Here is a 13,417-nt window from a genome sequence, read left to right on the forward strand (position 1 = left end):
ATTGTCCCCGGAGGTTCTAACTGTTCCACCCAGAACCACCCCCGAAAGCGCGCCCCCCGGCTTCCCCCGCCGGGGCCCGCGCCATTTCCGCAAGCGGGAAGCGAAGGGAAGGGAGGGGGAAGGAAAGGGGAAGGGGTGACGGCCCAATAGGGATTCGAACCGCCCTCCCCCGGGCGTCTGCCGATGTCAGAGCGAGTCGCCCGGGGAACGGACCGGCAAGGGCCGGAGTCCGGTGGGCGAGTGGCGAGAAGGAGTGGGGACATGGGTAACGGGCGTCTGGTCAAGGCGGTTGTGGCGGTCTCGGCGGTCATCACGGGTGTCGTACTGGCATCCGGCACTGCGGTAGCCGGCGGGACGACGGTGACGGCTGCGGCCGGCGGGACGCCGGTGGTCGTGCAGACCGAGCCCTGGGACTGAGCGGCGGCCCGGGTCAGGCCTGCTGCGGGAGCTCCGCGCCCGCAGCCCGCGCCTCGTCGAGTTCGACCCGGAGCAGGTGCAGACGGCCCAGCAGGACGGTGCTGCCGGTCTCCTCGGCCAGGGCGAGGGCGGCGGCGAGGTCCTCGTCGGCCCGTTCGGCGCGGCCGGCCCGCAGGCGGGCCTCGGCCAGACCCAGCAGGACGTAGGCCATGCCGAGCCGGTCGTGCTTGGCGCGGACGATTCCGGCAGCCTCGGTCAGGGCCTCCTCCGCCTCCGGCAGCCGCCCGGCCGCCAGCAGGGCCCGCCCCAGCCGGTGGAAGGCCTGGGCCGCGCCCCGGGTCGCGCCCAGCCCACGGGCCAGCGTGACCGCCGCCTGGCCGAGGCTTACGGCCGCGTCGGGGTCCCCCGCGTCCAGGGTGATCTGCGCGAGGTTGTTGAGCGCGTGGGCCTGCGCGGAGAGGTCCCCGGCGGCCCGCAGCGCGGGCAGCGCCCCGTCCAGGAGCGCACGTGCCGTGCCCGCGTCGCCCCGCTGGCGGACCACGACGGCCAGCTTGCAGGCGTTCAGCGCAGCCCCGTAGACCTCGCCCCCGGCCCGCAGTACGCCGTCCGCCTCCTCCAGGAGACGGACCGAGGCCTCCGACTCGCCGCGGTACAGCAGGGCGGCGCCCAGTTCACCGAGCATCACGCCTTCGCCCTGCCGGTCCCCGGCGGCCCGGGAGGCCGCCAGGCCCTCCTCGCAGAGACGGCGCCAGTCGTCGGTGTTGCTGCGGATCTCGCAGAAGCCGACGGTGGAGGCGGCCAGGTCCCAGGCGAGCGCGGCGAGGCCCAGCCGGGCGGCCTGGGTGACGGCCGCCACCAGGCAGTGGCGTTCGGAGTCGAACCAGTCCAGCGGGCGGGCCAGCAGGTCGTCCAGGAGCTCCCGGTCGACGTGCGGGCGGGGTGCCGGGCCGTGCACCACGGAGTGGTCCCCGCCGTACTCGCGGCGGTGGGCCGCCTCGGCGACGGTCAACCAGCTGTGCAGCGCCCGGTCCCGGGCCGCTTCGGCGGCCGGGCGGTCGGGGTCCTCCTGGGCGCGTTCGCGCGCGTAGAGGCGCAGCAGGCTCTGGTAGCGGTAGCGGTACTGGCCGGTGGCGTCCGGACCGGAGACCTCCAGGAGGTGGGCGTCGGTGAGTTCGTCCAGGTACTGCTCGGCGATCTCCACCGGGCAGTCCAGGAGCGCGGCGACGGCCCAGGCCGGCACGTCGGGGACGTCCAGCAGGGAGAGCCGCCGGTACACGGAGGCGAGGCCCGGCGACAGGCAGCTGTGGCTCAGTTCGAAGCTGGCCCGGACCCGGCTCCCGCCGAGGCTGAGCTCGTCCAGGCGCCGGTGCTCGTCGGCGAGCCGGTCGGCGAGGCGTCGTACGGTCCAGTGCGGGCGGGTGGCCAGCCGCGCGGCGGCGATGCAGAGGGCGAGCGGCAGCCCGTCGCACAGTTCGGCCAGCCGAGCCGTCTGCGCGGGAGAGCCTGCGGTGCGGCCGCCGGTGACGATCCGGTCGAGCAGGGCGGTGGAGTCGGCCGGGTCCAGCACCCCGAGCGGCACCCGGACGGCGCCGTGCCGCAGCACCAGTTCCTCCATGCTCTCCCGGCTGGTGACGACCACACAGCAGCCGCCGTTGGCCGGCAGCAGCGGGGCGACCTGCGCGAGCGAAGAGGCGTCGTCCAGGACGACGAGGACCCGGCGGCCCCGCAGCAGCCTGCGGTAGAGCGAGACCCGGGACTCCTCGTCGTCGGGCAGCCGGTCGCCGGGCGCGCCGAGCGAGCGCAGCAGGCGGCCCAGGACCTCACCGGCGGCCGGGGCCGAGCCCAGGTCCACGTGGAGGCAGCCGTCCGGGAAGGAGGCGGCCGCGCGGTGCGACCAGTGCACGGCCAGCGCGGTCTTGCCGATCCCGGCCACCCCGGTGACCAGGGCGACCCGGGGCGGTGCGCCGTCGGGGCGGGCCTCCAGCAGGGTGTCGAGGACCTCGGTCTCGCCGGTGCGGCCGGTGAAGGACGGGATGTTCGGGGGGAGGTCGGACGGGGCGAGGAGCTGGGGAAGCTCGGACGCGCCGAGGGACTGGGCGGCCCGGCGGGCGGCGGGGGCCCCGCCAGGAAAGCCCGGGGGGGGGTTTTCCGGCTGGTCTTGGGGTTGCCGTTTGGGGGGGGGTGTGGTGGGCGGGGCCGGCGCGACGGCCGCGACGAGTTCGGCCGGTGCGACGGCCGCGACGGGCACCGCCGGTGCGACGGCCGCGACGGGCTCGGGAACGGTCGGCGGGGCCGCGATGGCCGGGTCCTCGCGGAGGACCGCGTTGTGCAGCTCCCGCAGTGCGGTGCCGGGTTCGAGCCCCAGCTCGTCGATGCTCAGCTGGTGCCCGGCGCGGAAGGTCTCCAGGGCGTCGGCGCGGCGGCCGGAACGGTACTGGGCGAGCATCAGCGAGTGCCGGGTGCGCTCCCGCAGCGGGTGCTCCCTGACCAGGACGGCCAGTTCGGCGGCGAGCTCCTGGTGCCGGCCCAGGGCGAGCCGCAGTTCGGCGTGGCCGTCCAGCGCGGTCAGCCGCTGCTCCTCCAGCCAGCAGGCCTCCTGCTCCAGCGCGTAGCCGGGCAGGCCGTCCAGGGCGGGGCCCCGCCACAGGGCGAGGGCCCGCCGGTAGGCGTCGGCGGCCTCCGCCAGGCGGCCGGAGCCGGCCAGCGCGGACACCTGCCCGGTCAGCGAGAGGAAGTCCACGAGGTCGAGTCCGTGGCCCTCGGTGTCGATCCGGTACCCGGGGTGCGAGGTGACGATGGGCTCGCCGTCGACGCCCGCCTCCCGGAACAGCTTGCGCAGCTGGGCGACGCAGATGGAGATCTGGGTCCGGGCGGTGGGCGGCGGCGAACCGTCCCAGACGGTCTCGGCGAGCTCGTCGACCGAGACCGTTCGGCCGTGCCGCAGCAGGAGCAGGGCCAGCACCGCACGCTGACGGGCCCCGGCGAGCCGGATCTCCCGGTCCTCGCAGGTCAGCCGGAGCGTCCCGAGCAGACCGAACCGTATCGACGCCACCTCGGCCCTCCCCCTGAAAGTTGTCATGATCATAATCCTTGGGGCACGGATCCGGCAGAGGAGCGGCCCCTCGAAATCGCAGGTCAGGACCGACGATAAGCGTCCGATACCGGGAGGATGCGGCGCCCGCATACGGTCGCTTCCCATGACGCCCTTCCTCGAGACGACACTGCTCGGACCGGTCCGCATCCGGGCCGCGTCCGGGTGCGCGGACAACGCCCTGGGCGGCGCGAAGCCCCGTACGGTCCTCGCCGCACTGCTCCTCGCCGAGGGGCGGGTCGTCCCCGACAGCCGCCTGATCCGCGCCCTGTGGGGCGAGCGCCCTCCGGCCCGCTCCGTCGCCCAGCTGCACACCTACGCCTCCCGGCTGCGCGCCCCGCTCGACGGGGCCGCCCGGCTGGAACGGGTGGGATCCGGCTACCGCCTGTCGGCCATCCCCGGACAACTGGTCTGCGACCACGGCCTGTTCGCGGAGCGCGCCGCGCTCGGCGGCACGCTGCTGCGGCAGGGGGACCCGCGACGGGCCGCCGCCGTCCTGCGTTCGGCACTCGGCCTCTGGCAGGGCGAGGCCCTGGCCGACACCACCGAGCACCTGGCCCAGGAGGAGCGCCCCTGGCTGGAGGAGGCCCGGCTGACGGCCCTGGAGGACCGGGCCGAGGCGGAGCTCGCCGCCGGACTGCCGCACGGCCTGGTCGCCGAACTGACCAGACTGGTGGCCCGGTACCCGCTGCGCGAGCGGCTGCGCTGCCTGCTGATGACCGCCCAGTGCCGTACGGGCCAGCCGGCGGCGGCCCTGCTCCAGTTCCACTCCGGCCGGGAACTGCTCGCCGACCGGCTGGGCGTCGGCCCCGGCCCGCTGCTCACCCGCACCTTCCAGCAGGTGCTGGCGGGCGAACTCGCCGCCTGAACCATCCCGTCGGCACCCCTCAGGAGGGGAGCACGGCGAGTGCGGCCGGGACGTCCGGCACTCCGGCCGGGCCTTCCAGCGCCGCCAGGACGGCGTCCACGGCCTCGTACGCCCACTCCGGGCGGCTCTCCCCGTCGGCCCGCCACAGCCAGACGAGGGCGGCCCCGGCGTAGCAGAGCGCGTACCGGCCGGCGAGACGCCCGGCGGCGGGCCCCTCGGTGACGCCCCCGCACTCGGCCAGCTCCCAGTGCAGCCGGTCGGCGGCCCCGGTGAGCCGGTCCACGCGGGAGGCCATCGCACCCCCCGCCGACTCCCGGCTCAGCGCAGGCAGGGACTGCACCAGGGCGCAGCCGCCACCGTCGTCCGCCCCGGCGGTCGGACGTCCCGGGTCCGGGACGTCCGCGTTCCCCGGAAGTCCGGCCGCCGCGCGGAACAGGGCCCCGCCGTCGGTCCGTTCGCCCGCGAACCCGCGCACCAGCTGCGGGATCCGCTCCAGGAGGGCGGCGGGCGGCCCGTGGAGCACGGCGGAGGTCACCACGGCCTGGCCGGGCAGCAGCCGTACGGTGCCCGCGGCGTACTCGAGTACGGCGTCCCGCGCTGTCCCCATGCTCGCTCCTCCCACCGGACCCCGGGGTCCGGGGTCCGGGGTCCGGGGGTCGAAGGTCCAACGTCGCGGAGGAGGCTGCACGGGTTCTGTATTTCCTCCGCACTCCCCGCCTTCCCCGGCCGCTCCCCGCCCACCGTGCGGGCCGTCACGCCCGCGCTTCCCCGGATCGGGGGTCGGTCACCTCCGCGCCCGCACCACCAGGGCTTCCCCGCCCCGCAGCGCACCCGCACCGGGCCCGACGAGCCCATGAGACTTCTGCGCTCTCGACCGAGACGACGAGGAGCCGGTGGGCGTCAGCCGCCATACGCGTGATCCCTTCGAACGAATGGACGCCCGGGCTTCCGTCGAATCCGCGCCTGGCGCCCCGCAACAGGTGGCCGTCCTCACGACACGCCGTCAGGCCCAGCGGGCCGGGCGGGCCGGGCGCGACCGAGGCGGCCAGGCGTAGCGATCGGCGGCGGCTCCACGGTGCGGGGCGCTGCCGCAGGTACCGTGCCGTCTCGCCCCGGACCGGCCTCACGGGGGACGGTCCTCGAAGTGATGCACGACGATCCAGTAGTCGTCGTCCTCCTCGGTCAGGGCGCACAGTCGTCGGCCGTCCGGAGACATCGCGATGACCATGGAACCGGCACCGGGTACGAGGGCGGCGGAGAGCGCGGTGTGCGCTGTGCGGCGCACGCGGACCCAGTCCCGATCGGTGCCCCGGACCAGGAAGCAGCCCTCGTCATCGATGACAGCCGCAGTCCGCGCGTGCTCCAGCCACAGCCGGTCGGCCTCCTCCGGCGCTCCCGGAGTCCTGCGAGGCACGGTGGCCACCGGCTTCACCTCGATGTTGACGACGATCCGGAAGGCCTGCGCGTACGAGGGCACCGCCTCACCGGCGTCCCCGGCCACGACCTCCAGCCCGGCCTTCTCCGCTTCTCCGGTCCCGCTCATTCGTGGGTGCCCCTCTGGTGCGTGGATCGTGCAGGGATACAGCTCGATGTCCGTTGTCACGAAAGAAGACTCTGCGCACTGGCCCGCGGCGACCGCCGCGCATCTACCACGGTGCCTTCTTCGGTACACGCCACCACCAGAAGTGGCCCTCCGGCGCCCGGCGCCGCCCGGCGCGCAGCCACGGATCGAGGCTTCCCGTCGCGTCCTGCTCGGTGGCGGCCGTGAAGCGTGCATCCAGCACGGCCAGCAGCCCCGAGAACTCCGCCCGCACCGCGTCCGGGAGGGCCTCCATCACCCCCTCCAGACCGTCCCGGCTGTCGAGGTCGTTCTCGTACGCACTGAACGCGTACGACTCGTCCGGGCCGGGTCCCGACTCCAGGATCCGCCCCAGCCCTTCCCACGCCTCGAACCGGTGGCGTACGGAATACACCGGCGCGGTGATCGCCCGCGCCACCCGCGCGGAGACCCGGGCACGCTCCGTCTCCAGCCGTTCGGCGTCCACGGCGGCGACCGCCGCCAGAGAGGACGGCCGCAGCCGCCCCCACAGGGCATCCGTTTCGGAGGGCCGGCTCACTGGTCCAGATTCCTTTCCAGCATGTGCGCGTATTCACGGAAACGCCGCTTGATGATCTCGGGCGATCTCGATTCGGGCTGCGCCGTACCGCTTCGGGTCCACCGAGGGCCACGGGAACCGGCACCGCGCGCCACCGCGCAACGAGCCGGAGTCTCCTCGTCCGTGAAGGCGTAGGTCGAGCGGACACCACCCTGCCCCTCCGACATCAGGCCGCGCCCGATGGCCGGCCTCCGCGGGGGAAACCATCGGGCGGGGCGTCGTGCGTAGCACGGGCGCCGCACCAGCACAGGGTCTCCCTCCAGACTCACGGAGACTAAGGGGAGGTCTCTTCGCGGAGGGGGTCTGGGGCCGGGTCGCCGGAGAGGCGGACCGTGCTGAGGATGCGCATGACCAGGTCGTCGCGGACGGCTCCCTGGACGCCCGACCGGCCGTAGAAGTCCCAGGCGACGAAGTCGCCCTTGGAATTCTTGAAGCCGAAGGCGATCGCCCAGCCGTCCCCCGCGCACTTGTGGTCCCTCTTGGCTCCCTCGGTGCGGGCCTTCACGTAACTCCCCTTGACCCCGGCCTTGGTTGTGTAGGCCACCGGCTTGTCCCACTTGACGACCTCCTTGTCCGGGGATGCGAACGCGGAGTATGCCCAGGCCGTCGCCGTCTTCTCGGCGACCTCGTCGGTGGTCTTTGCGCCGTCGGCGCCCTTGGTACCGGTGGACGCGAGCGCGATGTCGTTGACGTAGCCGTCGCCGTTGGCATCCAGACTGCACCACTCCTTCTTGAAGAAGGCGGGCGCGGTGTGCCCGATCACCGGCTTGTCGGGGTCCTTGTCGTCCGAGAAGCCGCTGAAGATCTGCGGCTCCAGGACTTCCCAGTCCGGCGGTACGTCGAAGGCTGTGCCGTGCGCCGGATTCACCACGACCTTCCAGCCCTTGACCGTCGGCTTCACGGTGCCCGGGGCGCCCGAGGACACGGAGGCGGACGGGGAACCGGAGGCGGGTTCGGGGGAAGCCGGCCCCCCGGCGCCGTCCGCCCTGTCGCCGTCCCGGAAGAGGACCGCGGCGGTCACCGCGACGGCCACCCCCGCAGCCACCGTCGCCGATATCGCCATGACGGCCTTACGCCGGGGCGCGGAACGCGGCACCGGTCCGGGAGGCGGAGTCGGCGCGCCGGACGGGTACTGCTGGTGCGTACCAGGCGTGGCGCCCTGCCAAGGTTGGCCGAATGCGCCAGGTCCGTAGGGGCCTGTCTGGACGCCCTGCTGTCCGGGAACCGGCTGCCGGTAAGGGTTCTGCCCCGGGTTCTGCCTGCTCTGGTCCCCATCGGGCGTCTGCTGTCCTCCTGGCCACATGGCGCGCAACATTAGGGCGGTGGCCGCCGCTCGTCACGCTTCGGGGGCGGGGAGGGCGCGGATCCGGCCACCCTTCCCGCCGGGGTCCCGCGACCTACTTCCCGAAGGACAGCAGGGAGTGGTCCACCTTCTTCGGTTCCGGGCTGCGCACGGACCCGTTGAGCAGGAAGACGCGTCCCTCGACCCAGGCCAGCCGGACGCTGGAGGTGTAGAAGGCGGATTCGGGCCCCTTGGAGATCTTCGGGCTCTGCAGGAATATCTGGGGCAGGCCTCCGCCCGTCGGAATGGCCGCCATCGCCGCGGACAGGCCCTTGTCCGTGTCGACGTAGACGACGACCTTCCCCTCCTCGATGGCCAGCGGGAACATGACGCGACCGTCGGGGCCCTTCGTACGCCACTTCACCTGACCGGTGTTGAGGTCGACCGCGATCACCTCGTCGGGCTTGTCGACGTCCAGCGGGTACTTGGCATCGGGTGTGCCGCCCGCGATGTAGAGGGTGTCCGCGTCGGCCACCGCCGCGCTGCAGTCGTGCAGGTCGCCGCTGCCGCTGCCCCAGCCGTTGCACCGCTTGCTGACCCCGAAGGCGGCATTGGTCTGTGAGCGGACCTTGCCGTCGGCGGCGAAGGCCGTGATGTTCCAGACCTTCACCTCCGTGTTGTAGGTGCTGACGACGAGCGGGTCCACGGACAGGATCTGGCCGAGGTTCGAGCCCTTCGCGTACTGGTGGCTCCACTTGGCAGCGCCAGTCGCAGGGTCGATCTCCTCGATCACCGACTGCCGGTCGGCCGAGTCCTGGCCGAAGCAGTCGCGTACGAGCATCAGCCTGGCGGCGCCGCCGCCCACCGTCGCGGGAGCGCAGCTGCCGCTCGGCGTACCGAAGAGTTTGTGCCCGTCGGTGACCGAGAAACCGCTCACGACCGCGGCGCGCGCCACCGCGACGGTGTCCCCTGAGATGGCCAGCCGCAACTCCAGATCCTGGTCGAAGGCCTTCTCCTGCGGTATCTCCAGCTTCCAGCCCGCCTGGCCCGTGGCGAGGTCGACCTGCTGGAGGTGGGTGCACTGGGAGGTCGAGCTGTCCTTCTCTCGGACCCCGACGACGATCTTCCCGTTGGGGGCGGGACTCTCCGGGATCCCGCACAGCGGCGTGGCGAGGGGAAGCCTCCACTTTTCCTTGCCGTCGGTCGCGGTATAGGCGGTGACCTCCTTGTACATCGCCTTGATCACGGCGTCCCCCACGCGCCAGGGACCGTGCTGCGAAGCACCGGAGCCGGCCACTTCGGTCCGGTTCGACACCAGCCAGACCCGGCCCTCGCCCGGCTGAATCCCGGCGTTGGGGTCGAAGACGAACGGGGGGCCGCCGGGGCCCTGGCCGTCTCCCTGGTCCACGGACGCGGACGCGGCGGGGGCGGCGGTGTCGCCGTCCCCGGCGTCGCCGGTGCCGTCGCGCAGAAGGATGTACGAGCCGCCGCCGAGGACGAGCAGGGCCGCGACCAGGGCCGCCACCAGCACCCTGGTCCTGCCCCGCAGGCCGCGGCGGGGCGGGCGTACGAAGTCCGCTGCCTGCACCGGCGGTTGCGCGTAGGGATTGCCCGGCACGGGTCCCGATCCGGGCTGTGGCGTCCGGTAGACCGAGCCGTAGCCCGGCTGGACTGCCTGCGGTTGCCGATCAGAGCCCGGCAGTTCGTCGAAGTCGCGACGGGTCATGGGGTCAGTGTGGCTGGCGGGAAGGCCGAACCGGGATGCTTTTTCAGGCTACTTCCCGTCACCGTGCCCGATTCCGGCCCCGTTTCCCCGGCGCGTGCACCCGCCAGGTGCGGGCGCGCTCACCCAAGTCGACATCTCAGGCGTGGCTGACCTGGAGGACGTCCGGGGAGAGGGCGCCCGCGTGGACCGAGGCGCTCGCCATCCGCTTGCGGTGGTGGCGGCGGCAGGACCTCGTAGCCGATCTCCTCCGCCGGGCGGTTCACGTCACCGACCACCACCTGGGCACCCTCCACCACCATCTCCCCGTCCACGGTACGAGCGTTGTGGGTGGCGCGGGCGCCGCACCAGCACAGGGCCTCGACCTGGAGCTGGTCCAGACGGTCCGCCAGCTCGATCAGGCGCTGCGAGCCCGGGAAGAGCTTCGTGCGGAAGTCCGTCGTGATGCCGAAGGCGAAGACGTCCATGCCGAGGTCGTCCACGATAATGGCCGGTGCGCCGGCCGATCCCCGCACTGGGAGGGCGCCCAGTGCCCGGTGTTCTCAGGGGGCGGGGACCGGGACGGCGGCGGTCAGGACGGCGCCCTCTCCGGGCGCCGACTCGATGGTCAGGGTCCCGCCGAGCTGGCGCATTCGGACGCGCATCGCCGGGACGCCGTGTCCGCGCACGCCGGACGGGGCCTCGGGGAGGGCGGTGGGGTCGAACCCGTGCCCGTTGTCGGCCACGTCGAGGACGACCTGATCGTCGAGCCGGGTGAGGGTGAGTGCGGCGGCGGTGGCACCGGAGTGCTCCCGTACGTTGGCCAGCGCGCCCTGCGCGATGCGCAGCAGCGCGGACTGCACGCGTTCCGGCAGCGGGGTGACGCGCCCGCCCGCGTCGATGTGGACGCGCACCGTGAGTCCGGGGCCGGACTCCCGTTCGGCGAGGGCGTGCAGCGCGTCGTCGAGGTCGCTGCCGTGCGCGAGGTCGGCAGGTGCGAGGTCGTGCACGAAGCGGCGCGCCTCGGCGAGGTTGAGCTCGGCGATGGACGCGGCGGTGCGGACGTGACCGCGGGCCTTGGCCGGGTCGGTGTCCCAGGTCCGGTCGGCGGCCTGGAGCAGCATCTGCTGGCTGGACAGGCCCTGGGCGAGCGTGTCGTGGATCTCCATGGACAGCCGTTGGCGTTCGGCGAGGGTGCCTTCGCGGCGCTCGGTGGCGGCGAGCTCGCGGCGGGTGCGGACGAGGTCGTCGATGAGGGCGTGCTGGCGGGCCGCTTGCCGCTGCATGTGGAGGAAGACGGCGGTGGTGAGCGCTGCGACGGCGGCCGGGCCGATCACCAGGTCGAGGTTGAAGCGGGGGGCCAGCGTCAGCTGCGCGAAGATCACGAAGAGCGTGAGGAACGCGACGAGGGCGTACGCGGCGACGGGCGGCAGGGTGCGCAGCGCGGAGTAGAAGAGCGGGACCGCGACCCACGCGAAGCTGGGCGCGAGGAGGACGAGGACGGCCCACGCGGTGACGACCATGCCCAGCCAGGCCAGCCGGGGGGCCGGAGGCCACGGCATGGCGCCACGACCCGGGTACGCCTTGACCTCCGTGGCGGGGCCCAGCAGGTAGAGGACTGCGAGCACGACGGCGAGGGCGATCACCCAGGGGGCGCGGGCCTCCTGGGTGTGGCGCTGGACGAAACGGATCATGGACGTGCCGACCAGCACGAAGAAGGTGACACGCATGACCAGCGCCAGCCACCGGTCGTCCGGATCACCGCCGGAGCCGGAGGGGTCGCTGGGGTCGGGCCGCACGTACACCTCTTGACATAAGGTCACTTAAATGATCAAACAGTCACATTATCGCCAAGTGTGACCGTACCGGGGTCAACCGATCGGCTGACCCGCGTGTCCCCCTCCTGCCCGCCGCACGCAGCCGGCCAGTCGACAGGTCGGGGCCACCGCCGGGCCCAGGATTGATGTCAGAGCGGGGCAGCCGGAACGGACGGCCCCCACCCCTCATCAAGGAGCCGGTACACATGCAGCAGGTCAAGAAGGTCTCCCAGCGCACCCGTGCGATCACCGGCGGCGCCCTGGTCGCGGCCCTCGCCCTCGGTGGCTTCGGCGCCTACGCCGCCAGCGCCGCCCCGGCCCAGGCCCCGGCCCCGGCCGCCCAGGCCGATGCGAAGGCGGATGCCAAGAACAAGAACCTGACCCAGTCGACCCACCTGACCATCGACGCCGCCACGAGGGCCGCCCAGACGGCGCTCGACGCCGCGAAGAAGGAGAACCAGCGCGTCACCGTCGCGGTGGTGGACCGCAACGGCAACACCATCGTCACGCTGCGCGGCGACGGCGCCGGACCGCAGTCCTACGAGGCCGCCCAGCGCAAGGCCTACACCGCCGTGTCCTGGAACGCCCCCACCTCCGTGCTGGCCGGCCGCCTCGCCCAGACGCCGACTCTGAAGGACATCCCCGGCACCCTCTTCCTCGGCGGCGGCGCCCCGGTCACCGCGAAGAACGCCCCGATCGCGGGCATCGGTGTCGCGGGCGCGCCCTCCGGTGACCTGGACGAGAAGTTCGCCCAGGCCGGTGTCGCCGCGCTGAACAAGTAGCAGCGCAGGCCTGACGGCGCGACTCGCCCTGATCCACCTGAGGAGGACCACCATGCCCCCTGCCGACCCAACCCTGCTGGCCGCCGCCAGTGAGGGCGACGCCGACGCTGTGAGCGCGGCGCTGGCCGCCGGCGCCGACATCGAGGCCCGCGACGAACACCGCCGCACCCCGCTCCTGCTCGCCGCCCTCGGCGACCACGTGGCGGCGGCCGCGGTCCTCGTCGCCGCCGGCGCCGACCCGAACGCCCAGGACGACCGCGACGACAGCCCCTGGCTGGTCACCGGTGTCACCGGCAGCGTCCGCATGATGCGTACCCTGCTGCCGGCCCGCCCCGACCTCACTCGACGCAACCGCTTCGGCGGCATCGCCCTGATCCCCGCCGCCGAACGCGGCCACGTCGACTACGTGCGGGCCCTGCTCCGGGAAACCGACATCGACGTCGACCACGTCAACCGGCTCGGCTGGACCGCACTGCTCGAAGCAGTCATCCTCGGCGACGGCGGCCGCGCGCATCAGGAGATCGTGGAACTGCTCATCACCGCCGGCGCCACGGCGCACCTTCCGGACGGCGAGGGCGTGACCGCGCTCGAGCACGCGGAACGCCGCGGCTTCACACAGATCGCCGGCCTGCTCAGGTCCGTACGGTAGGAACAGGCAAGGAGCGGGCGATCAGACCGAGTTGACCGGGAGGACGTCCGGGGAGAGGGCGGCCGCGTGGGCCGAGGCGCTCGTCATCCGCTTGCGGTGGTGGCGGCGGCAGAGGACCTCGTAACCGATCTCCTCCGCGGGGCGGTTGACGTCGCCGACCACCACCTGGGCGCCTTCCACGACCATCTCGCCGCCCACCGTGCGGGCGTTGTGGGTGGCTCGGGCGCCGCACCAGCACAGGGCCTCGACCTGGAGCTGCTCCAGGCGGTCCGCCAGCTCGATCAGGCGCTGCGAGCCGGGGAACAGCTTCGTACGGAAGTCCGTGGTGATGCCGAAGGCGAAGACGTCCAGGCCGAGGTCGTCCACGATCCTGGCCAACTGGTCGATCTGCTCGGGGGCCAGGAACTGAGCCTCGTCCACGATCACGTAGTCCGCCTTGCCGCCCTTCGAGAGCTGGGCGACCAGATACGCGTACAGATCCATACCCTCCGGCACCTCGACGGCCTCCGTCACCAGGCCGAGCCAAGAGGACAGCTTGCCCTCCCCCGCACGGCCGTCACGGGTGAAGATCACACCCTGCAGGCCCCGAGCGTCACGGTCGTGGGCGATCTGGAGCGCCAGTGTCTTCTTACTGGGGCATCCGCCATGTCAAC

The 13,417-nt window shown here is 73.2% G+C and carries 12 protein-coding genes and 1 pseudogene; 4 read left to right on the forward strand and 9 right to left on the reverse strand.

Annotation, left to right across the window (positions count from 1 at the left end):
* Nucleotides 1–261 precede the first annotated feature (261 nt).
* On the forward strand, nucleotides 262–417 hold the full coding sequence (locus tag ACFWBW_RS07750) for a hypothetical protein (protein ID WP_385369401.1): 156 nt from the start codon (nucleotides 262–264) through the stop codon (nucleotides 415–417).
* 13 nt (nucleotides 418–430) lie between these two features.
* Here the strand turns inward: ACFWBW_RS07750 and ACFWBW_RS07755 are convergent, their stop codons facing one another.
* A complete protein-coding gene (locus ACFWBW_RS07755; protein WP_385369403.1) occupies nucleotides 431–3,496 on the reverse strand; it encodes a BTAD domain-containing putative transcriptional regulator in 3,066 nt (1,021 codons plus the stop codon).
* A 118-nt stretch (nucleotides 3,497–3,614) separates the two neighbouring features.
* Between ACFWBW_RS07755 and ACFWBW_RS07760 the strand changes: the two genes are divergently transcribed.
* Nucleotides 3,615–4,376, forward strand: a complete 762-nt coding sequence (locus ACFWBW_RS07760; RefSeq protein WP_385369405.1) for a BTAD domain-containing putative transcriptional regulator — start codon at nucleotides 3,615–3,617, stop codon at nucleotides 4,374–4,376.
* Nucleotides 4,377–4,395: 19 nt separating this feature from the next.
* Here ACFWBW_RS07760 and ACFWBW_RS07765 read toward each other — a convergent pair whose 3' ends face one another.
* From ACFWBW_RS07765 to ACFWBW_RS07795, 7 genes and pseudogenes are all read right to left on the reverse strand, one after another.
* On the reverse strand, nucleotides 4,396–4,983 hold the full coding sequence (locus tag ACFWBW_RS07765; RefSeq protein WP_385369407.1) for a hypothetical protein: 588 nt from the start codon (nucleotides 4,981–4,983) through the stop codon (nucleotides 4,396–4,398).
* Between the two features lie 516 nt (nucleotides 4,984–5,499).
* The gene (locus ACFWBW_RS07770; protein ID WP_385369409.1) at nucleotides 5,500–5,919 is read right to left on the reverse strand and encodes a hypothetical protein; all 420 of its coding nucleotides are present in this window, start codon (nucleotides 5,917–5,919) and stop codon (nucleotides 5,500–5,502) included.
* A gap of 103 nt (nucleotides 5,920–6,022) precedes the next feature.
* Complete coding sequence (locus ACFWBW_RS07775) at nucleotides 6,023–6,493, reverse strand: hypothetical protein (protein ID WP_385369411.1); 471 nt, start codon at nucleotides 6,491–6,493, stop codon at nucleotides 6,023–6,025.
* A 313-nt stretch (nucleotides 6,494–6,806) separates the two neighbouring features.
* On the reverse strand, nucleotides 6,807–7,595 hold the full coding sequence (locus ACFWBW_RS07780; protein ID WP_385369412.1) for a hypothetical protein: 789 nt from the start codon (nucleotides 7,593–7,595) through the stop codon (nucleotides 6,807–6,809).
* A 334-nt stretch (nucleotides 7,596–7,929) separates the two neighbouring features.
* A complete protein-coding gene (locus tag ACFWBW_RS07785) occupies nucleotides 7,930–9,540 on the reverse strand; it encodes a PQQ-binding-like beta-propeller repeat protein (protein WP_385369414.1) in 1,611 nt (536 codons plus the stop codon).
* A 136-nt stretch (nucleotides 9,541–9,676) separates the two neighbouring features.
* Nucleotides 9,677–10,028 (reverse strand): annotated as a pseudogene (locus ACFWBW_RS07790) (thymidine kinase); the annotation flags it as partial.
* Between the two features lie 51 nt (nucleotides 10,029–10,079).
* Nucleotides 10,080–11,246 carry a sensor histidine kinase gene (locus tag ACFWBW_RS07795; RefSeq protein ID WP_385369596.1) on the reverse strand — a complete coding sequence of 389 codons (1,167 nt, stop codon included), beginning with the start codon at nucleotides 11,244–11,246 and terminating at the stop codon, nucleotides 10,080–10,082.
* Nucleotides 11,247–11,539: 293 nt separating this feature from the next.
* On the opposite strand from ACFWBW_RS07795, the gene ACFWBW_RS07800 reads away from it, so the two are divergent.
* Nucleotides 11,540–12,115 carry a heme-binding protein gene (locus ACFWBW_RS07800; protein ID WP_385369416.1) on the forward strand — a complete coding sequence of 192 codons (576 nt, stop codon included), beginning with the start codon at nucleotides 11,540–11,542 and terminating at the stop codon, nucleotides 12,113–12,115.
* Nucleotides 12,116–12,167: 52 nt separating this feature from the next.
* Entirely contained in the window at nucleotides 12,168–12,764 is a 597-nt protein-coding gene (locus ACFWBW_RS07805; RefSeq protein ID WP_385369418.1) for an ankyrin repeat domain-containing protein, read from the forward strand.
* A 21-nt stretch (nucleotides 12,765–12,785) separates the two neighbouring features.
* On the opposite strand, the gene ACFWBW_RS07810 is transcribed toward ACFWBW_RS07805, so the two are convergent.
* Nucleotides 12,786–13,385 carry a thymidine kinase gene (locus ACFWBW_RS07810; RefSeq protein WP_385369598.1) on the reverse strand — a complete coding sequence of 200 codons (600 nt, stop codon included), beginning with the start codon at nucleotides 13,383–13,385 and terminating at the stop codon, nucleotides 12,786–12,788.
* Between the last annotated feature and the right edge of the window lie 32 nt (nucleotides 13,386–13,417).

Source organism: Streptomyces sp. NPDC059957 (assembly GCF_042730015.1).
Taxonomy (GTDB): Bacteria; Actinomycetota; Actinomycetes; order Streptomycetales; family Streptomycetaceae; genus Streptomyces.